The sequence below is a fragment of the Promicromonospora iranensis genome, assembly GCF_028994775.1.
GTDB classification, from domain to species: domain Bacteria; phylum Actinomycetota; class Actinomycetes; order Actinomycetales; family Cellulomonadaceae; genus Promicromonospora; species Promicromonospora iranensis_A.
In genome coordinates this window covers 383345-407633 of record NZ_JAJQMN010000004.1, presented here as the reverse complement: position 1 = coordinate 407633, position 24289 = coordinate 383345, and the positions used below count along the sequence as shown (strand labels likewise).

At 70.7% G+C, this 24289-nt stretch carries 23 protein-coding genes and 3 tRNA genes; 17 read left to right on the top strand and 9 right to left on the bottom strand.

What is annotated here, in order from left to right; translation table 11 throughout:
* Positions 1-44: 44 nt before the first annotated feature.
* The gene (locus LUU90_RS09495; RefSeq protein ID WP_425596216.1) at positions 45-1163 is read right to left on the bottom strand and encodes a 3-methyladenine DNA glycosylase; all 1119 of its coding nucleotides are present in this window, start codon (positions 1161-1163) and stop codon (positions 45-47) included.
* Positions 1164-1262: 99 nt separating this feature from the next.
* Here LUU90_RS09495 and LUU90_RS09490 point away from each other — a divergent pair, with 99 nt between their 5' ends.
* A complete protein-coding gene (locus LUU90_RS09490) occupies positions 1263-2228 on the top strand; it encodes an aldo/keto reductase (RefSeq protein WP_275003134.1) in 966 nt (321 codons plus the stop codon).
* A 26-nt stretch (positions 2229-2254) separates the two neighbouring features.
* Positions 2255-3142, top strand: coding sequence for a PhzF family phenazine biosynthesis protein (locus LUU90_RS09485; protein ID WP_275003133.1), 888 nt, complete (start codon positions 2255-2257; stop codon positions 3140-3142).
* A 225-nt stretch (positions 3143-3367) separates the two neighbouring features.
* Here the strand turns inward: LUU90_RS09485 and LUU90_RS09480 are convergent, their stop codons facing one another.
* Entirely contained in the window at positions 3368-4672 is a 1305-nt protein-coding gene (locus LUU90_RS09480) for a heparan-alpha-glucosaminide N-acetyltransferase domain-containing protein (RefSeq protein WP_275003132.1), read from the bottom strand.
* A 139-nt stretch (positions 4673-4811) separates the two neighbouring features.
* Here LUU90_RS09480 and LUU90_RS09475 point away from each other — a divergent pair, with 139 nt between their 5' ends.
* From LUU90_RS09475 to LUU90_RS09430, 10 genes are all read left to right on the top strand, one after another.
* On the top strand, positions 4812-5807 hold the full coding sequence (locus tag LUU90_RS09475) for a class I SAM-dependent methyltransferase (RefSeq protein ID WP_275003131.1): 996 nt from the start codon (positions 4812-4814) through the stop codon (positions 5805-5807).
* 34 nt (positions 5808-5841) lie between these two features.
* Positions 5842-6624: a fumarylacetoacetate hydrolase family protein gene (locus LUU90_RS09470; protein ID WP_275003130.1), complete on the top strand. Its 783-nt coding sequence runs from the start codon at positions 5842-5844 to the stop codon at positions 6622-6624.
* Position 6625: 1 nt separating this feature from the next.
* Positions 6626-7216, top strand: a complete 591-nt coding sequence (locus LUU90_RS09465) for an NUDIX hydrolase (protein ID WP_275003129.1) — start codon at positions 6626-6628, stop codon at positions 7214-7216.
* Positions 7217-7281: 65 nt separating this feature from the next.
* Complete coding sequence (locus LUU90_RS09460) at positions 7282-7725, top strand: hypothetical protein (RefSeq protein WP_275003128.1); 444 nt, start codon at positions 7282-7284, stop codon at positions 7723-7725.
* A 10-nt stretch (positions 7726-7735) separates the two neighbouring features.
* Entirely contained in the window at positions 7736-9202 is a 1467-nt protein-coding gene (gene gltX, locus LUU90_RS09455) for a glutamate--tRNA ligase (protein WP_275003127.1), read from the top strand.
* Positions 9203-9258: 56 nt separating this feature from the next.
* A complete protein-coding gene (locus LUU90_RS09450; RefSeq protein ID WP_275003126.1) occupies positions 9259-10458 on the top strand; it encodes a CPBP family intramembrane glutamic endopeptidase in 1200 nt (399 codons plus the stop codon).
* Positions 10455-11246: an HAD family hydrolase gene (locus LUU90_RS09445; RefSeq protein ID WP_275003124.1), complete on the top strand. Its 792-nt coding sequence runs from the start codon at positions 10455-10457 to the stop codon at positions 11244-11246. The genes LUU90_RS09450 and LUU90_RS09445 overlap by 4 nt, the downstream gene beginning before the upstream one ends.
* A gap of 184 nt (positions 11247-11430) precedes the next feature.
* Positions 11431-11502: transfer RNA gene (locus LUU90_RS09440), tRNA-Gln, on the top strand.
* Positions 11503-11594: 92 nt separating this feature from the next.
* Positions 11595-11667 (top strand) — tRNA-Glu (locus LUU90_RS09435).
* Positions 11668-11704: 37 nt separating this feature from the next.
* Positions 11705-11777 (top strand) — tRNA-Glu (locus tag LUU90_RS09430).
* Between the two features lie 144 nt (positions 11778-11921).
* Here LUU90_RS09430 and LUU90_RS09425 read toward each other — a convergent pair.
* The 3 genes from LUU90_RS09425 to LUU90_RS09415 all read right to left on the bottom strand — a co-directional run bounded on the left by LUU90_RS09425 (position 11922) and on the right by LUU90_RS09415 (position 14178).
* Positions 11922-12890, bottom strand: a complete 969-nt coding sequence (locus LUU90_RS09425) for a PH domain-containing protein (protein ID WP_275003123.1) — start codon at positions 12888-12890, stop codon at positions 11922-11924.
* A 128-nt stretch (positions 12891-13018) separates the two neighbouring features.
* Entirely contained in the window at positions 13019-13201 is a 183-nt protein-coding gene (locus LUU90_RS09420) for a hypothetical protein (RefSeq protein ID WP_275003121.1), read from the bottom strand.
* 257 nt (positions 13202-13458) lie between these two features.
* Positions 13459-14178 carry an IclR family transcriptional regulator gene (locus LUU90_RS09415; RefSeq protein WP_026365378.1) on the bottom strand — a complete coding sequence of 240 codons (720 nt, stop codon included), beginning with the start codon at positions 14176-14178 and terminating at the stop codon, positions 13459-13461.
* A gap of 89 nt (positions 14179-14267) precedes the next feature.
* Here LUU90_RS09415 and leuC point away from each other — a divergent pair, with 89 nt between their 5' ends.
* Complete coding sequence (leuC, locus tag LUU90_RS09410) at positions 14268-15824, top strand: 3-isopropylmalate dehydratase large subunit (RefSeq protein ID WP_275003120.1); 1557 nt, start codon at positions 14268-14270, stop codon at positions 15822-15824.
* A 14-nt stretch (positions 15825-15838) separates the two neighbouring features.
* Positions 15839-16474 carry a 3-isopropylmalate dehydratase small subunit gene (gene leuD / locus LUU90_RS09405; RefSeq protein ID WP_275003119.1) on the top strand — a complete coding sequence of 212 codons (636 nt, stop codon included), beginning with the start codon at positions 15839-15841 and terminating at the stop codon, positions 16472-16474.
* A 169-nt stretch (positions 16475-16643) separates the two neighbouring features.
* On the opposite strand, the gene LUU90_RS09400 is transcribed toward leuD, so the two are convergent.
* Together LUU90_RS09400 and LUU90_RS09395 are read right to left on the bottom strand one after the other, a co-directional pair.
* Positions 16644-17846 carry a M14 family zinc carboxypeptidase gene (locus LUU90_RS09400; RefSeq protein ID WP_275003118.1) on the bottom strand — a complete coding sequence of 401 codons (1203 nt, stop codon included), beginning with the start codon at positions 17844-17846 and terminating at the stop codon, positions 16644-16646.
* A gap of 109 nt (positions 17847-17955) precedes the next feature.
* Positions 17956-18837, bottom strand: coding sequence for an LLM class flavin-dependent oxidoreductase (locus tag LUU90_RS09395; RefSeq protein WP_275003117.1), 882 nt, complete (start codon positions 18835-18837; stop codon positions 17956-17958).
* Between the two features lie 180 nt (positions 18838-19017).
* Here LUU90_RS09395 and rnhA point away from each other — a divergent pair, with 180 nt between their 5' ends.
* The 3 genes from rnhA (at position 19018) to LUU90_RS09380 (ending at position 22452) form a co-directional block, all read left to right on the top strand.
* Positions 19018-19437 carry a ribonuclease HI gene (gene rnhA / locus LUU90_RS09390; RefSeq protein WP_275003236.1) on the top strand — a complete coding sequence of 140 codons (420 nt, stop codon included), beginning with the start codon at positions 19018-19020 and terminating at the stop codon, positions 19435-19437.
* 112 nt (positions 19438-19549) lie between these two features.
* Positions 19550-20953, top strand: coding sequence for a dihydrolipoyl dehydrogenase (lpdA, locus tag LUU90_RS09385; RefSeq protein ID WP_275003116.1), 1404 nt, complete (start codon positions 19550-19552; stop codon positions 20951-20953).
* Positions 20954-21144: 191 nt separating this feature from the next.
* Positions 21145-22452, top strand: coding sequence for a tyrosine-type recombinase/integrase (locus LUU90_RS09380; protein WP_275003115.1), 1308 nt, complete (start codon positions 21145-21147; stop codon positions 22450-22452).
* Between the two features lie 82 nt (positions 22453-22534).
* Here the strand turns inward: LUU90_RS09380 and LUU90_RS09375 are convergent, their stop codons facing one another.
* Positions 22535-22747, bottom strand: a complete 213-nt coding sequence (locus tag LUU90_RS09375; RefSeq protein ID WP_275003114.1) for a helix-turn-helix domain-containing protein — start codon at positions 22745-22747, stop codon at positions 22535-22537.
* 529 nt (positions 22748-23276) lie between these two features.
* Entirely contained in the window at positions 23277-23921 is a 645-nt protein-coding gene (locus tag LUU90_RS09370; protein ID WP_275003113.1) for a MafI family immunity protein, read from the bottom strand.
* Between the last annotated feature and the right edge of the window lie 368 nt (positions 23922-24289).

Genomic DNA, 24289 nt, shown 5'->3' with positions numbered 1-24289 from the left:
GCCGTGCCGCTCTCGTCACTGCAGCTGCTGGCCGACGCGTCGGTTCAGGACCCGGTGCCGTTCTGGACTGTGACCGTGCTCGGCTGGGTGGCGCTGGTGGTCGCGGCGCTGGTCGTCCGGGGCGGTACGCCGGGCGCCGTGCCGAGCACCGCGTCGCAGACCTCGATCAGCCGGTAGCGCAGAGCGTTCGAGCGCTGGGCGTACTCACGCTGCCGTCGCACGTACTCGGCCTTGCCCTGCGGCGTCTCGATCTCGACGGCGTCGACCCCGTACGCGGACACGTCGTACGGCGAGGCGGCCATGTCGGTCCAGCGGATGTCGCGGGCCAGCTCGAACGCGTCCAGCACCAGGTCGCCGGGAACGGCCGGGCCGAGCTTGAGGCACCACTTGTACAGGTCCATGTTGGCGTGCAGGCAGCCCGGCTGCTCCATGCCGACCTGGGCGGCGCGGGTGGGCTGCAGCTGGTTGCGCCCCGTGGCCTCCGGCGTGAAGAACCGGAACGCGTCGAAGTGCGAGCAGCGCACGGGGTTCGCCTCGACCACGGAGTCGGTGCCCGCGTGCCCCAGCCGGAGCGGCAGCGGGTGCCGCTGGTCGCGTCCCGCCTCGCGGTCGCGGTAGACCATCGCCCACTCGTGGAGCCCGAAGCAGCCGAACGTCCCGGGGCGCGACGCCGTTGCCGACAGCAGCTCGCGCACGTAGCGCACGGTGTCACCGCGGTCGGCGAGGTAGGCGTCGAGGTCGAGCGTGACTGTGTCGAGCGTGACCGTGTCGAGCGTGACCGTGTCGCGGGTGCGTGCGTCGCCGGCCTCGCTCCGGGTGGTCGCGTGCCACCGCCACGTGCGGCGGTCCTCCGGGTCGGGCGTGGTGTCCTCGGCGGTGGCGCCCCCGCCGTCGGGCAGCAGGAGCGTGACGCCGGCGCCCGGGTGCCAGCGCCGCAGGTGCGTGAGCCGGGTGGGGTAGTACGTGAAGAGGAAGTCCTCGATCGCGTGCTTGCGGCCGGCGGCGCGCGCCTCGCGCCAGACGGCGGTCAGCGCGTCCGCTCGTTCGGCGTGCGCGTCCGCGAGGGGCCGCCACTGCTCGGGGCGCAGCGCGGCCGCCCCGGCGGGGGAGGCGACGCCGTCGCGCGCACCGGGCACGGTCGGACTGTCGAGGGTTGCGGTCACCCGTCCAGGGTAAGGCGGCCGGCTGAGCCGAACTGAGCCGTCGGAGCCGCCCGCCGGCCCGGGAGTCACGTCCGCGGGACGTCGTCGTAGGGTGCCAACATGTCCGATCTTCCTCTGCGCCGCCTCGGGCGCTCCGGCCTGTCCGTCCCCGTCATCGGCCTGGGGTGCAACAACCTCGGCCGGACCGGCACCGTCACCGAGACCGGGGAGGGCGCGACCGCCCTGGTCGACGCGGCGATCGACGCCGGCGTGACGTTCTTCGACACCGCCGACCGGTACGGCGCCCGGCCCGGGCTCTCCGAGGAGCTGCTCGGTGCCGCGCTGAAGGGCCGCCGGGACGACGTCCTCGTCGCCACCAAGTTCGGCCTCGACATGGGTGGTGCGAACGGCACCGACTTCGGGGCGCGCGGCTCGCGCCGCTACATCGTGCGCGCCGCCGAGGCGTCGCTGCGCCGGCTCGGCACCGACTGGATCGACCTCTACCAGCTGCACACGCCCGATCCCGCGACCCCGGTCGACGAGACGCTCGCCGCGCTCGACGACCTCGTCCGCTCCGGCAAGGTCCGTTACGTGGGCCACTCGAACCTCCAGGGCTGGCAGGTGTCCGACGCCGAGCACGTCGCGCGGTCGCTGGGCACCGGCACCCGGTTCGTCTCCGCGCAGAACGAGTACTCGCTGCTGTCCCGCGGCATCGAGCGGGAGGTGCTGCCCGCCGCGCGGGCATACGGCATCGGTGTGCTGCCGTACTTCCCGCTGGCGAACGGCCTGCTCACGGGCAAGTACTCCGGTGGCGCCCGGCCCGACGGCTCCCGGCTCGTGGTCGCCAAGCAGCACCTGCTGGAGACGGCTCCGTGGGAGGCGCTGGACCGGTTCGGCGCGTTCTGCCGGGAGCGCGACGTCACCGAGACCGTGGTCGCGTTCTCGTGGCTGCTGTCCCGTCCCGAGGTGTCCTCGGTGATCGCGGGCGCCACGCGGCCCGAGCAGGTGCGTGCCAACGCCAAGGCGTGGTCCTGGACGCCGACGGCGGAGGACCTCGCCGAGCTGGACGAGATCTTCCCGGCCTGACCCGTCGGGTCGGTAGCGTGGGCCGCATGAGCCTTCCGTTCCGCCAGGTCGACGTCTTCTCCCCGGTCCCGACGGGCGGCAACCCCGTCGCCGTCGTGCATGACGCCGACGGCCTCACCGACGACCAGATGGCCGCCTTCGCGCGGTGGACCAACCTCTCCGAGACGACGTTCCTCCTCGCTCCGACCGAGGAAGGGCGCGCCGGCGGAGCCGACTACCGCGTGCGGATCTGGACGCCGGGCGGCGAGCTGCCGTTCGCCGGCCACCCGACGCTCGGCACCGCCCACGCGTGGCTGGAGGCGGGCGGCGAGCCGGGCGGGCAGGGCGTGGTCCAGGAGTGCGGCGTGGGCCTGGTGCGGCTGCGGCGCGACGCCGTCGGGGAGGGGCAGCGCCTGGCGTTCGCCGCCCCGCCGCTGCGGCGCTCGGGCCCGGTCGACGCCGCCGACCTCGCGCAGATCGTGCGGGCGCTGCGCATCGAGGCGTCCGACGTCGTCCGCTCGGCGTGGGTCGACAACGGCCCCGGCTGGGTGGCGGTCCAGCTGCGCGACGCCGACACGGTGCTCGCGCTGGAGCCCGACCTGGTGGCGGTCGGGGACCTGAAGCTCGGCGTGGTCGGTGAGTACGGGCGTGCTGGTGCCGGTGCCGGTGCGGCAGGGCCGGGCGCCGACGCGCCGGCGGTCGAGGTGCGGGCGTTCGTGCCGTCCATCGGCGTGGGGGAGGACCCGGTCACCGGCAGCCTGAACGCCGGTCTCGGGCAGTGGCTCGCGGGGGACGTGCTGCCGTCGTCGTACGTCGCGTCCCAGGGCACGGTCCTGGGACGCACGGGCCGGGTGCACGTCGAGAAGGGCCCCGACGGCGAGGTGTGGGTGGGCGGCGCCACCGGCACGACGATCGTCGGTCAGGTGGCGTTCTAGGACCGTTTGCACGATAGCTCGGGGAGGCCGCGCGGCTGGAGGCCCTGGAGCCCGAGCGCGATCGGCGTGCGGCTCGAGCAGGGCCCGAGGTGACACCACGTCTGCGGGGTGTGTTGCCCTCCGTAGACACGGTCTACCCAGGGCAACACACTCCGCAGACGTGGTGTCACCTCCTGGCCTCCCGGACGCGCGTGCTCGCCCCGCCCGCGGATGGTCGGAGCGGCCCTAGGCTGCTGGCCCGTCCGGCGCCGGAAATGCCTTCCGCGCCACCCGGGCGAAGAGCCGCTCCAGCGGGCCCCGGCCGAGCAGCGCGCGCCAGAGCGTCGCGACGGACAGGGTGATGAGCACCATCCAGCCGAGGGGCTCGTTGGTCGCGGGGTCGAGCAGGTCCCAGTGGGTGCGGGTCCACCACCAGATGGTGACGATCTGCACCGAGTAGACGGTGAGCGCCAGCGCGCCCACCGCGGCCAGCGGTGTGACGACCACCAGCAGCACGCGCCGCAGGACCTGCGCGAGCCGTCCGGCCCCGCCACGGCCACCCGCGCCGCCGGTGACGACGGACCCGACGAGCAGGCACAGCCCGAGGACCCCGAGCGCGAACCCGCCGGACCCCAGGGCCTCGAACATCGTGTCGTGGTGCGGCCCCTCCAGGTACAGGCCCGCCGGTGACGGCCAGGGGTCCGACCAGGTGGGCGGCGGCACGATGTTCTCGGCGGTCGTCACGGCGATCTGTCCCTCGATGGCGGTCGCGCCCCCGGCGTCGGCCACCAGGATCGCCGAGCCGATCGAGCTGACGGTGGCCAGCGCGAACCCGCCCGCGACCAGGCCGAGGTGGAGCGTCGGCGACCGCAGGTCGCAACGCCCCACCGCGAGCCCCGCGAGCACGTACGCCATCCAGACCAGGGCCGGGTAGTGGCCGGTGAGCAGGAAGTCGGTGGCGGCGCCGGAACCGTCGTGCGGCGCGCGGAGCCCGGCCCGCACCAGCGCCTCGGGCCCGTAGTACACGAGGAGCGGCCCGATCACCGCGATGACCAGCGCCGTCGCGGCGAGCCGGGCGGGCGGCAGCCGCAGGAAGGGCAGGGCCAGCACGAAGTACGCGGCGTAGAAGCCGAGGATGAGCAGCACACGCGTGCCGAACAGGTCGAGGACCGCGGCCAGCGCCAGCAGCAGCACCGCCCGGACCAGGATCCGGGACCGCGCGGTGCGCATCGCCGCCCCCGTGAACGGCTCGGTCCCGCCGGTGACCAGCGCGAGCGAGAGCCCGGCGACCGTCGCGAACAGGATCGACGAGCGCCCGTGCGCCAGGCCCAGCCAGCCCTCGATCGTGCCGACGTCCGTGGAGGTGATGCCCACGTGCGCCGTGAACATCCCGAGAACGGCGATTCCCCGGGCGAGATCGGCCCCGACGACGCGGCCCGGCCCGCCCGTCAGGTTGCGGCCGACCCGGCCGAGGACCCTGCGGACCTGGCCGCCATCGGCCCCGCCGGAGAGCGCGGCAGGTCGGTCGGACGGCTGGGCGAGCGTCGGCATGCGGGCATCCTTCCGTGTCGCCGACGCCGCCGCGCGCGAGCCACGCCGTCGGCCCGTTCCCGACCGAAGTGCTGGACAAGTGTCCCGAAGGATGAGAACGCAGATGTGCCGCCCCGCACGGCGCACATACAGTGCGCCCATGACCGGCAGCGCCAACGAGCACGACACGGCCCGCAGCACCACGCCCATCGACCTGTCCCGGGAGACACCCAGGGGTACGGCACGAGACCAGGGCCAGCCCGCAGGAACCGACCCCATCGACGCGGTCGACGCCCCGAGCAGCCTGTCGGGCCTGAACAACCCGGGTGCGGTGAAGGACCTGTCCAAGGAGTCCGAGTCGTACACGCACGGGCACCACGAGTCCGTGCTGCGCTCGCACCGGCGGCGGACGGCCGCCAACTCCGCCGCGTTCCTGCTGCCGCACCTGCTCTCCGACATGACGCTGCTCGACGTCGGCTGCGGCCCCGGCACCGTCACCGTCGACCTCGCCGAGCGGCTGACGCAGGGCAGCGTCGTCGGCGTGGACGCGTCCGACGACGTGCTGGAGTCCGCCCGCGGCCTCGCGGACGCGCACGGCACCCGGAACATCAGCTTCGAGCACGCCAACGCCTACGAGCTGCCGTTCGAGGACGACTCGTTCGACGTCGTCTTCGCGCACCAGCTCCTCCAGCACCTGTCCGACCCGGTGGCCGCGCTGCGCGAGATGAAGCGCGTCGCCAAGCCCGGCGGGTTCGTCGCCGTGCGCGACGCCGACTACGAGGCCATGGCCTGGTACCCCGAGTCCGCGGAGCTCACCGAGTGGAACATGCTCTACCACGAGGTCACGCACACCTACGGCTTCGAGCCCGACGCCGGCCGCCGGCTCGCCTCCTGGGTGCGCGACGCCGGGTTCGACCCCGCCACCATCGAGCCCGGCGCGAGCGTCTGGTGCTACGCGACCCCCGACGACCGCACCTGGTGGGGCGGACTGTGGGCCGAGCGGTGCACCCAGTCCAACTTCGCGGTCCAGGCCAAGGACTCGGCGCTCGCGGACGACGTGGCCCTCGAACAGCTCGCCCAGGGCTGGCGCGAGTGGGCGGCGGCTCCGGACGGCTGGTTCGCGGTCCTCAACGGCGAGGTCCTGGCCCGCGCCTGACCCCGAGACGACGCGGGGGACGTAGATTGGGCCCGTGCGTATAGCGAGATTCACCACCGGAGACGACCCCCGCTTCGCCCTCGTGCAGCAGGAGGGTGACAAGACCTTCCTCGCCGTACTGGGCGGAGACCCCCTGTACATGCCGGCGATGCCGACCGGCGAGCGTGTCGAGCTCGGCGACGGCGTCCGGCTGCTGGCCCCCGTGATCCCGCGCTCCAAGGTGGTGTGCGTGGGCAAGAACTACGTCGACCACGCCAAGGAGATGGGCGGCGAGGTCCCGCCCAGCCCGCTGCTGTTCTTCAAGCCGAACACGTCGGTGGTCGGCCCGGACGACCCGATCGTGCTGCCGGACTTCACGCAGGAGGTCTCGTACGAGGCCGAGCTGGCCGTCGTGATCTCGAAGGTGTGCAAGGACGTCACGCCGGAGAACGCCCGGTCGTACATCCTCGGCTACACGGTCGCGAACGACGTGACGGCACGTGACGCCCAGCGCACCGACGGGCAGTGGGCCCGCGCCAAGGGGTTCGACACCTCGTGCCCGCTGGGCCCCTGGATCGACACCGACCTGAACCCGGAGGACGTCGGCGTGCGCTCGCGCGTCAACGGCGAGCCGCGCCAGGACGGCCGCACCCGGGACATGGTGTTCGACGTGCCGTTCCTCGTGTCGTACATCTCGGAGGCCATGACCCTGCTGCCGGGTGACGTCATCCTCACGGGCACCCCGGCCGGCGTCGGCCGCATCGACCACGGGGACCGCGTCGAGTGCGAGGTCGAGGGCCTCGGCGTCCTGGCCAACCCGGTCATGCGGCGCCGCTGAGGTGACGGAGGACCACCACGCGTCGCTGCACGACGACGCGTCCCGGGTGCTGCGCTCGTGGACCGGCCCGACGCCGGAGCAGGAGCGGCTCAGGGCACGGTACGTGCGGCACCTCGAGGCGCACGACGACGGCGTGTTCCGGGCCTGCGTACCCGACCACCTCACGGCGTCGACCGTCGTGCTGTCGCACGACGGCGCGCGGGTGCTGCTCACCCTGCACCACAAGGCGAAGCGGTGGTTCCAGCTCGGCGGACACCTGGAGACGGGAGACGCCACGCTGGCCGGCGCCGCCGAGCGGGAGGCGCGTGAGGAGTCGGGGATCCCGGGGCTCGTGCTCGACCCGGTGCCGGTGCACCTGGACGAGCACGTGGTGCCGTTCTGCCGGCCGGGCACCGGCGACGCCGCACGCCCCGTGCATCACCTGGACGTGCGGTTCGTGGCCGTGGCGGCCCCGGACGCCGAGGCCGTGATCTCGGCGGAGTCCCTGGACCTGCGCTGGTGGGACGTCGGCGCACTGCCGAACCCCGAGCTGGCCGAGCCCGTGGGCCTGGCGGCCCGCTCGGTGCGTCGAGCGGGCCGCAGCGCGACCTGACCGGGCAGGCGACCCGCGCTGCGGCGTTTCGTGGCTATTCCGGCGCGGACCAGCCACCATGAGCCATGGAGATCGTGCGGCGGTTCCTCGTCCTGGCCCCGGTGGCGCTCGTCGTCGGCGCGGCGGTGTTCCTGGGCTCCTACGTCCTGGCCGGCAGCGGCGACTTCGGGCTCCTGGAGACCGGCCTCGCCCTCGTGGTGGCGTTCCTGGCGGCGGCCGTCGTCCTCGCGGTGGTCCTGGTCGCCGTCGGCGTGCTGCGCCTGGCGGGTGTCCGGAGTGCCTGGGCCGCGCTCGGCCTGGCGTTCGGCCTGGTCGTCGTCGTCCTGGGCATCATCTACGCGGGCATCGCCATGTCCATGCAGCCCGGCGACCCAGGGTTCAACATGTCCCTGCTCATGACGGCCGCCGGGGTGCAGATCCCCACCTGGCTCACGTTCGCCGTCGGCCTGCTGATCGGTGACCGGCGGAACCGGGCCGCGCGTGACGCCGCCGTCAGCCCCACCGCCTAGGCTGGGGCCCGTGACTTCAGCAACCGACACCTCGACCGACCCGGCGGCGAACGCGCCCGTCCGCGTCCGCTTCGCACCGTCCCCGACCGGCATGTTCCACGTGGGCGGCGCCCGCTCCGCGCTGTTCAACTGGGCAGTGGCGAAGCAGCAGGGCGGCACCTTCGTGCTGCGCATCGAGGACACGGACGCCTCCCGGAACCAGCCCGAGTGGGTGGACGGGATCCTGTCGGCCATGGAGGCCCTGGGGATCACCAAGGACGACCCGGCGTTCGAGGGGCCGTACTTCCAGTCCGAGAACGCGGGCATCCAGAAGGACGCCGCCCAGCGCCTCTTCGCCGAGGGCAAGGCGTACTACTGCGACTGCACCCGCGACGCGGTCATGGCGCGCACCGGCAACCAGCAGACCGGCTACGACGGCTTCTGCCGCGACCGCGGCCTGGAGTACGCCGAGGGCCGCGCGCTGCGCTTCCGCACGCCCGACGACGGCGAGACGCGGGTGGTCGACCTGATCCGCGGCAACCCCACGTTCCCGAACAAGAACCTCGAGGACTTCGTCATCGCGCGTGGCAACGGCTCGCCGGTCTTCCTCCTGGCCAACGTCGTGGACGACATCGACGAGAACATCACCCTCGTCATGCGTGCCGAGGAGCACCTGCCCAACACGCCCAAGCAGCAGCTGCTGTGGGAGGCCCTCGGCCACACCCCGCCGCAGTGGGCGCACATGCCCGTCATCGTCAACGAGAAGCGCCAGAAGCTCTCCAAGCGCCGCGACAAGGTCGCGCTGGAGGACTACCTCGACGAGGGCGTGCTGCCCGAGGCCATGGTCAACTACCTGATGCTGCTCGGCTGGGCCCCCGGCAACGACGAGGAGATCCTCCCGTTCGACGAGCTGGTGCGCCGGTTCCGGGTCGAGGACATCAACTCCTCGTCGGCGTTCTTCGACATCAAGAAGCTCACCGCGTTCAACGGCGAGTACATCCGTGCGCTGAGCGTGCCCGAGTTCACCGAGGCATGCGGGCCCTGGCTGCACGCCCCCCGCGCCCCCTGGAGCGAGGAGCAGTTCGACAGCAAGGTGTTCGACGCCGTCGCGCCGCTCGCCCACTCCCGGGTGGCCCTGCTGTCCGAGATCACGAGCAACGTCGACTTCCTGTTCCTCGACGCCCCGGTCATCGACGAGGACTCGTGGAACAAGGCGATGAAGGCCGGCGCCGCCGAGCTCCTCGCCGACGTCCGCACCGCGCTCGCCGACGTGGCCTGGGAGGCCGAGGCGCTCAAGGACACCGTCACGACGGTGGGGGAGACCCACGGCATGAAGCTGGGCAAGGCGCAGGCCCCGGTCCGTGTGGCCGTGACCGGGCGCCGGATCGGCCTGCCGCTGTTCGAGTCGCTCGAGGTGCTCGGACGCGAGCGGACGCTCACCCGGATCGACGCCGCGCTGACCCGCCTGGCCGAGCAGGCGAGCGCCGCGACGGAGTAGGCAAAATGCCCCGGACGGGCAGCTCCCGTCCGGGGTTCTGGTCTACGGTGGCGGGCGTGACCGACGCCATGACACCTGACGCCGTACAGAAGTCGACAGCGCCGACCTCGACGGGGGCGACTCTCGCCCCGCGCGAGTACCCGCAGGCCCTGCGCGGCCCGAAGCACCGGTGGTGGCGCCCCCTGCTGGGGCTGGGGGTGATGGTCGCCGGCCTCGCCGTGCTGACCGGGGCGCTGCTGCTGTGCGTGCTCGCCTTCGTCATCGCGGAGTCGATGGGCGCGGAGCTGCCGGACCCGGCGTCGGACGCCTTCCTCGTTTCACCGGCGGGCATGCTCATCACCAACCTCGGCCTCGCCCTCGGCATCCCGCTCGCGCTGCTGGCGACCTGGGCGCAGGCCGGTCGCGCGGGCCTGGTGTCGTCGGTGCTGGGGCGCGTGCGCTGGCGCCTCCTGCTCGGCGGGCTGGGCCTCGCGCTGCTGCTCCTGGTGACGCTCAGCGTGGGCGCGGACATCCTCCTGACGCAGCTCGGCTTCCCAGCCGGCGGCGAGGACGCCGGCGCGGGTCCGAGCGCCGACGAGACCGGTCTGTGGCCGCTCACCCCGGCATCGGGCTGGATCGCCCTCTCGATCGTGATCCTGCTGACCACGCCGCTGCAGTCCGCGGGCGAGGAGTACTTCTTCCGCGGGTGGCTGTCGCAGTGGATCGGCAGCTGGTTGCGGTGGCGGTGGCTCGCCGTCGTCGTCCCTGCCGTCGTGACGGGACTCCTGTTCGCGCTGGCGCACGGCGCGCAGAGCCCGTGGCTGTTCGCCGACCGGCTGGTGTTCGGCCTGCTCGCCAGCCTGCTCGTCTGGCGTACCGGCGGGCTGGAGATCGCCGTCGCGATGCATGCGGCGAACAACCTGCTGGCGTTCGGCCTCGCCATCGCCTACGACGAGCTGGCGGAATCGCTCCTGATCACCGAGGTGCCACCCCTCGACGGAGCGGTGAGCATCGCCATCACGATCCTCACCGGAGCGGTGCTGCTGTGGTGGGCCCGGCGGCGCGATCCGGACCTGGTGGTGACCGACCCCGTGCCGCCTGAGCCGATGCGGACCGGGCCCGTGGCCCCCGGCTACATGGCCCCCGGTTACATGGCGCCTGCCTACACGGCGCCCGGTCCTCTTGCGCCCGGTCCGGTGGCGCCCGGCGCTGCGGCACCCGGTCCGGTGGCGCCCGGCGCGGCGGAAGACGGCCCGGCGAACGGAGAGAACACATGACGGTGGACGGCATCCTTTTCGACGTCGACGACACCCTCGTCGACACCAAGGGCGCCTTCGCGGCGGCGCTCGCGGCCGTGCGGGCCGAGTACCTGCCGCACGTCCCGCGCGCGCACGAGCCGCAGATCCTGTCGCACTGGCGCACCGATCCGGGCGGCTACTACAGCCGCTACACGCGCGGTGAGATGGACCACGTGACGCAGCGCCGGCTCCGGGCGGCGCTGCTGCACGAGACGTACGGCGGCGCGCCCGTCACGGAGTCGTCCTTCGTCGCCTGGGACGCGCTGTTCTGGGGCACCTTCGAGAAGTCGTGGACGGCGCACGACGACGCCCGGGCCGCCCTCGACGTCGTCGTCGCGGCGGGCCTCCGGGTGGGCGTGGTGACGAACGCCGCGAGCCGGCTGCAGGAGCACAAGCTGCGGGTCGCCGGGCTGGCCGAGCTGCCGGTGCTGGTCGGTGTCGACACGCTCGGCTTCGGTAAGCCCGACCACCGGGTGTTCCTCGAGGGCGCCCGCCTGCTGGGCGCCGATCCGGCCCGCACGGCGTACGTGGGCGACGAGCCCACGGTGGACGCCCTGGCGGCTCACCAGGCGGGCCTGACGGGCGTCTGGCTGGACCGGGTGGGGCACCGGAGGGGTCCGGGCTACGCGGGCTCTCCTGCGCCCGACGGCGGCCTGCGTGACGTGCAGGACCCGGACGCCCTGCGCGCGGCCGGCGTGCTGGTGGTCACGACGCTGTCGGAGCTCCCCGCAGCGCTCGGATACGGCGGGAGCCAGGCAGCGCGGTGAGCCTGCTGTCCCAGCGGATTCGGCCTGTTTTTTGGCCCTCTCACAGGCCTGTCCGCATGGGCGTGACCCACAGCACGCTCATTGCGTTTTGCCCACCGTCCGAGGTCAGGTAGTGTTCTCCAGCGGTAGGGCCCCCACGGAAAGCCTGGAGGAAACAGGTGTATCCGGGAGGCTGTTACCCCCATGGGGTATGGTGTAATTGGCAGCACGAGTGATTCTGGTTCACTTAGTCTAGGTTCGAGTCCTGGTACCCCAGCGCAGAGCAGAGCGCACACGTAGTCGATGCGAATCGGCCGCATGGTGCGCTACGGTTCTCACCGGCAACCGGTCCTCAAACCGGTAGTTCAGGCCCCCATCGTCTAGCGGCCTAGGACGCCGCCCTCTCACGGCGGTAACGCGGGTTCAAATCCCGCTGGGGGTACGCAGGTCCATCGGCTTCGGCCGACGGATCCGTTCTGGCCCCCATCGTCTAGCGGCCTAGGACGCCGCCCTCTCACGGCGGTAGCGCGGGTTCAAATCCCACTGGGGGTACAGCAGGAAGGCCCGGTCCACGCGGACCGGGCCTTTCGCCGTTGCTGGGGCAGGTTCTGTGTCAGGGTCGGGCCTACCGGGCCCACCGGGCCCACCGGGCCCTGCCAGGCCCGTCTGCTCGGGCCCGGCTCACCCAGGTCGGGCTCAGCGGATCTTCGGGTCCTTGCCGCCCTCGATGAACGGCTCGGGCCGCACCTCGGACGAGTCCGCGGCGGTGGTGGCCCCGCCCGGCACGTGGTCGCCGTGGCGGCCGTCGCTCGTCCGTCCGGCCGACGGGGCGCCGCTCGACGAGGCGGTGCCGGTGCCGGTGGTTCCGGAGGTGGCGCTGCCCGGCGTCGTGGGCGCCGTCGCGCTCCCCGTCGACGACCACGAGGGGCCCGTGGGCTCCTCGCCCTCCCCGGCGGGGTTCGCGTCGGCCGTGCTGCCCGGCGCGGCGCCGCCCCGGGCGACCGGGAGCTCGATGCGCTGCGTCGGCGGGTTGCTGCGGCGTCCGATCCGCGGCATGAGCGCGGGCGGCGGCGGGCCGGAGGGTGAGTCCATCGACGGCACCGCCTGCGGCCGGATGTCCGGGTTGGCCTGCGCGGCCGCCTCGGCGTCGGCGGCGTCCGGGTGGAAGAGCGACGCGATGATGAGCCGGTACCGGGCATCGGGCCGGGGTACCCAGGTGACCCGGTCGAGGGCCTGGTCCTGCCCCGCGGTCTCGAAGATGAAGGTGCCGTAGCCGAGCAGCTGGCCCATCGGGGTGCGTTCGTACCCGAGGTCGGTCACCTTCTCCGACGGCATCATGGCCACCCGGTGGACGAGGAAGCCGTCGAGCAGCAGCAGCCGGCGGTCGGTCATGACGAACCAGCGGGCGCGCCACTCCAGCCACTTGTAGAGCAGGCGCCCGCCCAGGACGACGAACGGCAGCCAGACCCAGCCCATGTCGTCCCGGACGTTGGGGTCCACGGCGACGAGCAGGGCCAGTGCCAGCACGAACGCAGCGGCCGCCGTGAGGATCGGCTCCCAGAGCATCCCCCAGTGCCGGTGCGTGGCGATGATGATCTTCTCGTCCGCCAGGATGTACCGCTGCAGTGCGCGGTGGGGGACGACGAAGTCCGCTGGTGCGCTCATGCGGGTCTCCCCGGGGATGCGGTGGGTTGCGGTGCGAAGGCTCGGACCGGGTGCTCCGCGGATCGATCCGACAGGTTCGATCCGGCGGCCCGGTCCGGTGGTCGGGTCTCGCCGCCGACCCTACGTGGTCAGCGGCCGATGGACCCGGTGAAGAGCTCCTCGAAGAACGTGCCGATGGCTGCGATGGCTCCCCAGATGACGTCCCAGAGGGCCAGCACGACGTCGGCGGAGCGCTCGGGGTCGTTGATCACCGAGTAGAGCAGGAAGATCACGACCAGCCAGATGATGACGAGCTTCACCTTGGGCGGCATCTGATTCCTCACGACGTTTGGTGCGTGCGCCCCTGGTGTGCACACGTCTCGCAAGAGACTACTGATATGACCCGGACCTGGGGAATCACCTGGCTCGGCGTGGCGAACCAACACTCACGGAGCGCTCACCGAGCGCACACTCCGTGCGCACTCCACGCCGGCCGGCCCGGGCCCGGCCCGGGTTCGACACGGGTTCGACACGGGTTCGACACGGGCTCGGCGCGGCTCGGCCGGCACGCAGCGCGATGGAGTTCCGGTTACTCGCCGGACCGGTGCAGCACCTCGGTGAGCTTGTTCGCCGCGGCGACGACGGCGGCGGAGTGCAGCCGGCCGGGCTGCCGGGAGAGGCGCTCGACGGGTCCGGAGACGCTGACGGCGGCCACGACGCGGCCCGACGGTCCGCGCACCGGCGCCGACACCGACGCCACGCCGAGCTCACGCTCTGAGACCGACTGGGCCCAGCCCCGGCGTCGGACACCGGAGAGGATCGTTGCCGTGAAGGTCGCGTCGCGCAGGCCGCGGTGCAGGCGGTCCGGCTCCTCCCAGGCGAGGAGGACGTGCGCCGCGGAGCCGGCGCTCATGCTGAGCGTGGCCCCCACGGGGATGGAGTCGCGCAGGCCTACCGGGCGCTCGGCGGCGGCGACGCACACGCGGTGGTCGCCCTGCCTACGGTAGAGTTGGGCGCTTTCGCCCGTGTGGTCGCGCAGCGCGATGAGCACGGGGTTCGCAGCCGCCAGGAGGCGGTCCTCGCCCGCGGCCGTGGCCAGTTCGTTGAGGCGTGGACCCAGCACAAAACGGCCCTGCATGTCCCGTGCCACGAGGCGGTGGTGCTCGAGTGCAACGGCCAGGCGGTGCGCCGTCGGGCGAGCCAGACCGGTCGAGGAGACGAGCTGCGCCAGGGTGGCCGGTCCGGCCTCGAGTGCCCCGAGGACGGACGCCGCCTTGTCCAAGACGCCGACTCCGCTAGTATCGTCCATACCGCGATATTGCCGTCTCGGAACGTGAGATTGCAAGTCGAGGCCCAAAGTTGTTTCTGACAGAGGTAGTTACAGGGAGGCGAACCGCAATGGCCGGCACGCTGGCGGAGAAGGTCTGGGAAGCGCACCTGGTGCGTCGAGGCGAAGGTGGCTCGCCTGATCTTCTCTACATCGACCTGCACCTGGTGCACGAGGTCACGAGCCCGCAGGCGTTCGAGGGGCTGCGGCTCGCCGGACGGCAGGTGCGGCGCCCCGACCTCACCATCGCTACCGAGGACCACAACACCCCCACGCTCGACATCGACCGGCCCATCGCCGACCTGACGAGCCGCACGCAGATCGACACGCTGCGCGCCAACGCCAAGGAGTTCGGCGTCCGGCTGCACAGCCTCGGCGACGCCGACCAGGGCATCGTGCACCAGGTCGGCCCGCAGCTGGGGCTGACCATGCCCGGTCTCACCGTGGTGTGCGGTGACTCGCACACCTCGACGCACGGCGCATTCGGCGCTCTTGCGTTCGGCATCGGCACGTCCGAGGTGGAGCACGTGCTCGCCACCCAGACGCTCCCGCTGGCGCCGTTCAAGACGATGGCGATCACGGTGAACGGGACGCTGCCCGCGGGCACGACCTCCAAGGACATCATCCTGGCGATCATCGCCAAGATCGGCACCGGCGGCGGGCAGGGCTACGTGCTCGAGTACCGCGGCGAGGCCATCCGGGCGCTGTCCATGGAAGCCCGCATGACCATCTGCAACATGTCGATCGAGGCGGGCGCCCGCGCGGGCATGATCGCGCCGGACGAGACCACCTTCGAGTACCTCAAGGGCCGTCCCCACGCGCCGGAGGGCGAGGACTGGGACGCCGCGATCGAGTACTGGAAGACCCTGCGCACCGACGACGACGCCGAGTTCGACGCCGAGGTGGTGCTCGAGGCGGCCGATCTGGAGCCGTTCGTCACCTGGGGTACCAACCCGGGTCAGGGCCTGCCGCTGTCGGCGTCCGTGCCCGTCCCGGCGGACATCGCCGACGAGGGTGAGCGCGAGACCGCCGCCAAGGCGCTCGAGTACATGGGCCTGACCGCCGGCACGCCGCTGCGTGACATCCCCGTGGACACGGTGTTCATCGGCTCCTGCACCAACGGGCGCATCGAGGACCTGCGGTCCGTCGCCAAGGTGGTCAAGGGCCGTAAGAAGGCCGAGTCCCTGCGCGTCCTGGTGGTCCCGTCCTCGGCCCGGGTGCGGCTGCAGGCCGAGGCCGAGGGCCTCGACGTGATCTTCAAGGAGTTCGGCGCCGAGTGGCGCAACGCCGGGTGCTCCATGTGCCTGGGCATGAACCCGGACCAGCTCGCCCCGGGGGAGCGTTCGGCGTCGACGTCGAACCGCAACTTCGAGGGCCGGCAGGGCAAGGGCGGCCGGACCCACCTGGTCTCGCCGCTGGTCGCCGCCGCGACGGCGATCCGGGGCACGCTGTCGAGCGTCGCCGACCTCGACCTGCCGCACGAGATCGACATCACCACCTTCGACGGCACGCCGCTCGACGGTGTGGGCGCGTCCCCGCTGGGCGAGTCCGTCGTCGACCTGCCCATTCCCGTCGCGATCGGGTCCGCCCCGAGCGGATCCGCTGCCGGCCAGCCCGCGCTGCGCTGAGAGGAGCACAGACCATGGAGAAGATCCACACCCACACCGGCGTCGGCGTCCCGCTGCGGCGCAGCAACGTGGACACCGACCAGATCATCCCCGCCGTGTACCTCAAGCGGGTCACGCGTACCGGGTTCGAGGACGCGCTGTTCGCCGCCTGGCGCGGCGACCCGTCGTTCGTGCTGAACCAGGAGGCGTACTCGAACGGGTCCGTGCTCGTGGCCGGGCCCGACTTCGGCACCGGCTCCTCGCGTGAGCACGCCGTCTGGGCCCTCAAGGACTACGGCTTCCGGGTCGTGCTGTCCTCCCGGTTCGCCGACATCTTCCGCGGCAACTCGGGCAAGCAGGGCCTCGTCACCGGCATCGTCTCGCCCGAGGACATCGAGATCCTCTGGAAGATCCTCGAGACCAAGCCTGGTACCGAGGTCACGGTGGACCTGGAGGCGAAGACGGCGACCGCCGACGAGGTCACCGTGCCGTTCCAGATCGACGACTACACGCGCTGGCGGCTCATGGAGGGGCTCGACGACATCGGGCTCACCCTGCAGCAGGAGGACAAGATCACCGCGTTCGAGGAGACCAGGGCGTCGTGGCGCCCGAAGACCCTGCCGGCGCGGCACCTGCCGTCCGTGGAGATCGAGGCGGCCCGCCCGGTCTGACCGGGCGACGCTGACCCGCGACCGGCCGCCTGAGCGTCCGGGAACCCCGAAGGGCCTGCACGATCCTGTCTCCAGGACCGTGCAGGCCCTTCGGCGTTGCATGGTGACGGTGCTACGCGGTGACGGTGCTACGCGGCGACGACGCTTTCGTGGTCGCTGCGCAGTGACGTCAGTCCGCGGGCAGGAACACCCGCTCGGGGATGTCCTCGTAGCTCGCGGGGTCGAGCCCGTCGATCGAGCCGTCCGCGACGGACTCCACGAGGCCGCCCAACCCGATCTCGATCTGCTTGCGCAGCATGCCGTTGCGCTTCATACCGTCGTACTGCGTCTGGCTCGACGTCTCGAACAGCACCGTGGCACTGCCCCGCAGCGCGAACGCGCCGAGGGCCGTGCCCGGCAGGTTCGTGTCCTGCGGGTAGAGCGTGACGTCGCCGAACCCTGCCTCGCCGCGGCCCTGCAGCGCCTCGTAGACGGCCACGTTGGCGCGGCGGGAGTGGTCGTAGTCGAACTTCGGCCACTCCCCGAACTCGCTCGGGTCGGCGATGAACCGCGCCGAGATCGACAGCGGCGACATGTTCTCCATGTCCTCCGTGGCGTAGCACGACCACTGGTTGTGCAGGTCCACGAAGTAGTCGACGGTGCCGAACTCGCCCTCGAGCCCGCGGTAGACCTCACGCAGCGTCTGCGCCTCCGGCGTGATGTACCAGCCGGTGTCGGCGCTGGTGCCCGGGAAGTCTGCCGGGTCGGGCACGTAGTCGAGGTCGGGGTGGTAGTCGCGGTTGATGTCGAAGCCGCCGACGTTCGCGTTGTAGTTCCAGGAGGGAGCCGAACCCTCGAGCTGCGGGAAGTCCGCGACGGCGTCCTCCCACGTCATCTCGTTCTGGCGGGTGTCGCGCTCCCCGCCGTCCACGTTGAGGCGGGGCACGGCGACGATCGTCACCTCGTCGCGGATCGCTGCGGCGGCCGGGCTGTTGCCACCCCAGAAGCCCAGCAGGTCCAGCAGCGCCTCGGTGCCGTGGTTCTCGTTGCCGTGGATCTGCGACTCGACGAGCACGACCGTGTCGCCGTGCCCGACCCGAGCCGTGTAGATCTCGCGACCCTGGTTGCTGTGGCCGGCAACCTCGACGTCCACCTCGCCGCCGGACGTCGACTCGATCCGGTCGAGCGACCGGGTGAGCTGGGTGTGGTTCACGAAACCGTCGTTGTTGTTGCCGGGCTCCGTCCCGCAGTGGGACTCGGGAGGGAGGGCAACCGCCGGCGCCGCCGCGAGCGGCACGAGGCAGGTGCCCAGGGCGAGGGCGGAGCCGGCGGCGGCTGCCGTCCAACGTCGCTTGGTGTCGTGCTTCAGGTCAGGTCGGGCGTTCCTAGACATGCAGCCTCCCAGTGCGTCCGGTCCCGTGGCTCGGGATCCGTTGCCCAGGGACACTAAGCACAAGATGGACACAAATGGAAGAGGGATTCCGCGGAGTGGAAGCGGTGGATCAGATAGCGGGCGGTCCTTGGCGCACCTTCTCGAGGAGAGACTCCGGCGAGTCCTTCGAGGGGTCCCACCACGACTCGATCCACCAGGTGACGCCCGCGTCGGCCATGATGCGGGCCTGCTCGGCGGCCTCGGCGGGGTCGGTCGAGAGCTTGCCCTGCAGGATGATCTCGAACGGCCGGTCGGCACCGGAGCTCTCCGTGCCGTCCGTCCCGGCCTGGTCAGACCGGTGTGCCGTGAGCCAGTCGACCAGTCCGGTGATGTCCTCCGTCGTCAGGTCGTCCGCCGTGCCGCGCAGCTGCGGGACTATCCCGTCCCAGCGCAGCGTTCGCCGCAGGTTCTTGGCGGGCGGTCGCTCCGCGTCCCAGACGCCGACCGGCCACACCGGGATACGGCCGTTCACCGGCTGCTCGGGAAAGCGGAACGGGCCGGTGTTGATGTGTTCCCCGCGGAACTCGAAGGCTTCCCCGGACCAGGACTTCTCGAGCCAGGCCAGCGTCTCGTCCAGCTGGGCCGCCCGCTCCTTCAGGCCCGTCGCCTGGCCCGGGACGGAGGTGAAGCCACGGTCGTCGGTCACGCCGACGCCCACGGGCAGCACCAGGCGCCCGCCGGACAGGCGGTCCACGGTGAGCGCGCGTTGCGCGAGCTCCCACGGGCGGTGCCGGGGGATCGCGAACACCATCGCGCCGAGCGTGATGCGCTCCGTGACGGCGGCAGCGGCGGCGAGGACCGAGAACGGGTCGTAGACCGGCATGGCCCATTCGCCGTCCATGCTGATCGCATCCCAGGTGAAGAAGCCGTCCCAGCCGTGCTCCTCGGTCTCGCGTGCGAGAGCGACATGCTGGTCGATCGTGCCGAAGCTGCTGATGAATCCGAACTTCATACCGTTCCTCCGAGTGGCGCAGAGTGCTCGTCCGACGTCGTCCACCACGCTACGCCGAGCCACTGACACCATTAGGGTGAGGCGGTGACCAGCGCCGTCGAGAGCACCAAGACCGAGAGCATCAGCACAGTGGAGACCAGCAGCACCGAGAGTGACACGGCCCTGCAGGGCACTGTGGAGATGTGGACCGACGGGGCCTGCAAGGGGAACCCGGGCCTGGGCGGATGGGGCGCGCTGCTGCGCTTCGGCGAGCACGAGAAGGAGCTGTTCGGCGGTGAGAAGGTCACCACGAACAACCGCATGGAGCTCAAGGCCGTGGTCGAGGCGCTGCGGGCGCTCAAGCGTCCCAGCACGGTCATCATCCACGTCGACTCGTCGTACGTGATGAACGGCATGAAGACCTGGATCAAGGGCTGGAAGCGCAACGGCTGGAAGACGGCGTCCAAGCAGCCGGTCAAGAACGTGGACCTGTGGCAGGAGCTCGACGCCGAGGTGGCCGAGCACCAGGTCAGCTGGGTCTGGGTCAAGGGTCACGCCGGCGACCCGGGCAACGAGCGGGCCGACGCCCTGGCGAACCTGGGCGTCGACAGCGTGCGCTGAGGGCGCCGCGCGGGCCCGTGTCCGGTTCGATGGGACAGGCTCGCCGAGGTCGTAGCGGTAACGAGACCGAAGTCACGTCACCACGATTCGCGCACACTAATACCCTAGTCCCATGGCTTCCCACTACGACGTCGTACTCCTCGGTGCGGGCCCCGGCGGCTACGTCGCCGCGATCCGCGCTGCCCAGCTCGGTAAGTCCGTTGCGATCATCGAGGAGAAGTATTGGGGTGGTGTCTGCCTCAACGTGGGCTGCATCCCTTCCAAGGCTCTGCTCCGCAACGCTGAGCTGGCCCACATCTTCAACCACCAGAAGGACCTCTTCGGCATGACCGGAGACGTCACGTTCGACTTCGGCAAGGCATTCGACCGCTCGCGCGACGTGGCCGGCGGCCGCGTCAAGGGCGTGCACTTCCTGATGAAGAAGAACAAGATCACGGAGCTCGACGGCCGCGGCACGTTCCGCGACGCGAACACCATCGAGGTGGCCCTCAACAAGGGCGGCACCGAGACCGTGACCTTCGACAACGCCATCATCGCGACGGGTTCCGAGGTGCGCCTGCTGCCGGGCGTCGAGCTGTCCTCGAACGTCGTGACCTACGAGGAGCAGATCCTCACGCGAGAGCTGCCCAAGTCGATCGCGATCGTCGGCGCCGGCGCCATCGGCATGGAGTTCGGCTACGTCCTGAAGAACTACGGCGTGGACGTCACGATCATCGAGTTCCTCGACCGTGCGCTGCCGAACGAGGACGCCGACGTCTCCAAGGAGATCGCCAAGCAGTACAAGAAGCTCGGCATCAAGCTCCTGACCTCGACCGCCGTCCAGACCGTCAAGGACGACGGCTCGTCGGTCACCGTCTCCTACAAGGGCGTCAAGGACGACAAGCCGGGCGAGCTCGTGGTCGACAAGGTCCTCATGGCCGTCGGCTTCGCGCCCAACGTCAGCGGGTTCGGCCTCGAGAACACGGGCGTGGAGCTCACCGACCGCGGCGCCATCGCCATCGACGAGTACATGCGCACCAACGTGCCGCACATCTACGCCATCGGTGACGTCACCGCCAAGCTCATGCTGGCGCACGTCGCCGAGGCGCAGGGTGTCGTCGCCTCCGAGACGATCGCCGGTGCCGAGACGCAGCCGCTGGGTGACTACCGGATGATGCCGCGCGCCACGTTCTGCTCCCCGCAGGTCGCGTCCTTCGGCCTCACCGAGCAGCAGGCTCGCGACGAGGGCTACGACGTCAAGGTGTCGTCCTTCCCGACGATGGCCAACGGCAAGGCGCACGGCCTCGGCGACACCACGGGCTTCGTCAAGCTCGTCGCCGACGCCAAGTACAACGAGATCCTGGGCGCCCACATGATCGGCCCGGACGTCTCCGAGCTGCTGCCCGAGCTGACGCTCGCGCAGAAGTGGGACCTCACCGCAGACGAGGTGGCGCGCAACGTGCACACCCACCCGACGCTGTCGGAGTCGGTGCAGGAGACGGTGCACGGTATTGCTGGGCACATGATCAACTTCTGAGACCAGTCTCCCGGTTTCTCGGGAGTCGAACCTGGTCAGAGGCCCGGATCCGCGGAATTCCGCGGTTCCGGGCCTCTTCGCGTGCCGGGGTGTCGTGGACACCTATGGACGTGAACGGTCCGAAATTCCCACCACTTATGGCACGGGGATGGCACGACGACGGACACGAACCAGGAGGTTGACCGATGGGGATGACGAGGAGCGATACGACGGCCAGGCAGCGTCGCGAGGCGTGGGGGAGCCTGCGGAGGCTGCCCTCGAAGCGCTGGCAGGCCCGCTACACGGGGCCGGACGACAAGACCTACTCGGCGCGGACCGAGGACGACAAGCCACTGACGTTCCTCACCAAGGGGGACGCACGCGAGTGGCTCAACGGGGTGCACGCCGCGATCAGCCGAGGGGAGTGGCTCCCGCCCGACGAGGCTGTCCGACGGCGCCGGGCCGCTGCGGAGGCTGCGGCCGCGCGGGACGTGACGTTCCGCGAGTACGCCGAGCGGTGGCTGGAACGCATCGCGACCGAGCCCGGCAAGGGTGGCAAGCTGCGCCGACCGGGGACCGTGCTCGCGTACCGAGGGCGGGTGCGCAACTACCTCATGGGGCCGCTCGGGGACGTGAAGGTGCGGGAGATCGACACCGAACGTGTGCGTGCTCTCGTGATCAAGCTCGTCGCCATGCCCTCGGTGCTCAAGGAGGACGCCCCGCACAACGGGATCGCCGGCGACGCCGTCGACGTGCTGAAGATGATCCTCCGGGCGGCGGTGCGTGACGGGCTGCTCGGGAAGATGCCGGACGTGTCGACACCGACCCGGAAGTCCGTGCGGCACAACGACGCCCACACGCCTGAGGACGACGTCGCCACGCCGAGCCAGGTCGACGCGCTCTACGAGGCGGTGCCGGAGCTGTGGCGGATCGCCGTGCTGTTCGCCGCGTGGTGCCAGCTGCGCCGCGGGGAGGCGCTGGGACTGCAGCGGCACGACATCGTCTGGAACAGCGACCGGACCGCCGCGACTCTGTACGTGCGGCGGCAGAAGAACGGGAGCACGGGCAAGCTCACCGACCCGAAGTCGGACAGTGGCCACCGGTCGATGTCGGTCCCGCCGCTCATGATCGAGCGGCTGCGCGAGCACCTCGACCTGCACGTGGGTCGGGGACGGACGGCGCCGGTGGTGCCGAGCCGAGTGCGGGGTACCCAGTACCTCTCGGCGTCGCGATGGAACGGCATCTGGGCGGTCGCTCGGGGCGCGGTGGCGGGACTTCCAGACGGTTATCGGTTCCACGACCTGAGGCACACCGGGCTGACCCGGATCGCGCAGGAGGGAGCGACCCTGGCTGAGCTCATGCGTCGAGGCGGACACTCCGACGTGACGGTAGTGCTGCGGTACCAGAAGGCGACGATGGCTCGGGATATCGAGCTCGCTGCGCGAATGAGTGTGACGGCGGGGGAGGAGATCCGGCTGGAGAAGGAGCGCGCGAATTCCGAAAGGAACAGGGCTGCTTGATGCTCGAGTGGCTGGGCCTCCTTCGCGAGGAGGCCCAGCCACTGTGGTCGCAAGGTGCGCGCTGCCGCGATCGGTCCGGGGCTCACGCGGAACGCGCTGATGGGATCGCGACAATAAGGCTCTGTGTCAGTTCATCGAGGTCGACCCGGATGAGCCGGCCTACTCGGTAGCCCGCGATGGTGCCATCTGCGATTCGGCGACGCAGCGTCTTGACGGACACGTGAAAGTACTCGGCGGCGTCGGCCAGTGGGACCAGGCGGGTGGGATGGGTGGGTGGTGGGCTGACGTGCGGCATGAGGGCTCCTTTCGGGGTTCCGGCTCTATGCCGTAGGTGCGCAGCCAACTCCCTGGACGATGAATGCCGAACTGCCATATTGGTCGTCTTGCTGATCGTGTGGACACTGTAGGCGTTACGCTCGACGCGGCCGGCCCCGGGCAGCATGGTTCGACCGGCTACTTGGCAGCACCATCAATATCCAAAGGTGCGGAAGCGGAGCGAGGCCAATCGTGACTAGGGCTGGCGCTGAGTTCACATTTTCGACGTCCTCAGAGACCTACGAACTTGTCGACGAGATCGTGGACGAACTTGTCACCGTGCACGGAGTCACTCGCGTGGAGGCGGTCGCGAGGGTGAACTGCCAGTGGGGAGGGCTGGATCTCAGTGGCCCTGAAGACATCGTCTTGCACGAGGACGCGTACTACTGGGCGATCGTCATCCTGTACGAGCGGCCGATCCCGGACTGGTGGGAGGGTGCGGATCGGACGTCATGGGCACGACGCCCTGCTCCTGAGACGAGCGTCGGGACTTGATGACCGGTGGCTGGTCAGTCTGCGATGACGGGGATCGTTGCGATGTCGCGTTGGGCGTGCTCGCTGCCCATCAGCTCGGTGATCCAACGGAGTCGACGCAAGTCACGCTCGGTTGTTGCTATCTCATGCTCGCTGAGGGCATGGGTGATGTGTTCGAGGGCGAGGCCGTACTCAGCCACCGCGAGGTATTCCGTGGTCGCGTCACGGTCGGGTGCTGGGATCCGCTCGTCGTGCACGCGTAGCACGCGTTGAATTTCTCGCTCCAGGTAGGCGTAGTACTCAGCGCGCCACGCGCAGTCGGCGTCGGGCCTGTCGAAGAGTTCTCGCGTCAACAACATAGGGCTGGCCCAGCGAAGGAAGTAAGCGCTGACCGAGTTCCGGTCGGCGGTGTCGACGTCAAGCCATTCACGGGCAGCAAGCCTGGTCAGTTCGGCTGCCAGCTTCGGCGCGCTCACTCGCGGGGCGTCATCAATGTCAGTGAGTTCTGCCCAGAGGATGTAAGCCGCGTCCGCATGTGTCGCGGTGGCGGGAACGAGGCGATACACGTCGCCCAACGTGTCCATCCCGATGCCATAGGGATCGCTCCCTGGTTCCGAGACTCGTACTGCCACGCTCGTTATGAGGGCGTTAAGCAAACTGTCCGGATCGATTGCAGGCACGTTCCAACGCTATCCGTAGTCCCGGGTCCCTGATCTCAGCAGCCGGAACTGTACGTAGCCGCGGGAGCGCGAATCGGGCGTGTCCCGATGGTGTTCTCGACAGCGGTAGGTATGGACGGCAACCGTCGTGGGCCGACGTCGCTGAAATCCTGGTGCGGGCGACCGGATACGAATAGAACTTTGGCGCCTGCAACCGCCGGCCCAGCGAAGCGTGGTGTGGTCGTGTGCAGGGACATTGGATGACGGCGGAGGCTGCGTCACTTCCTTGAATCTCCCTGCACGACGATCAAACCCATCGAGAAGTTGGCCTGCGCCATCCGCAGGTGAACGCTACTGACGCACATGCCCTGTGGCTGGGCACCATGGGT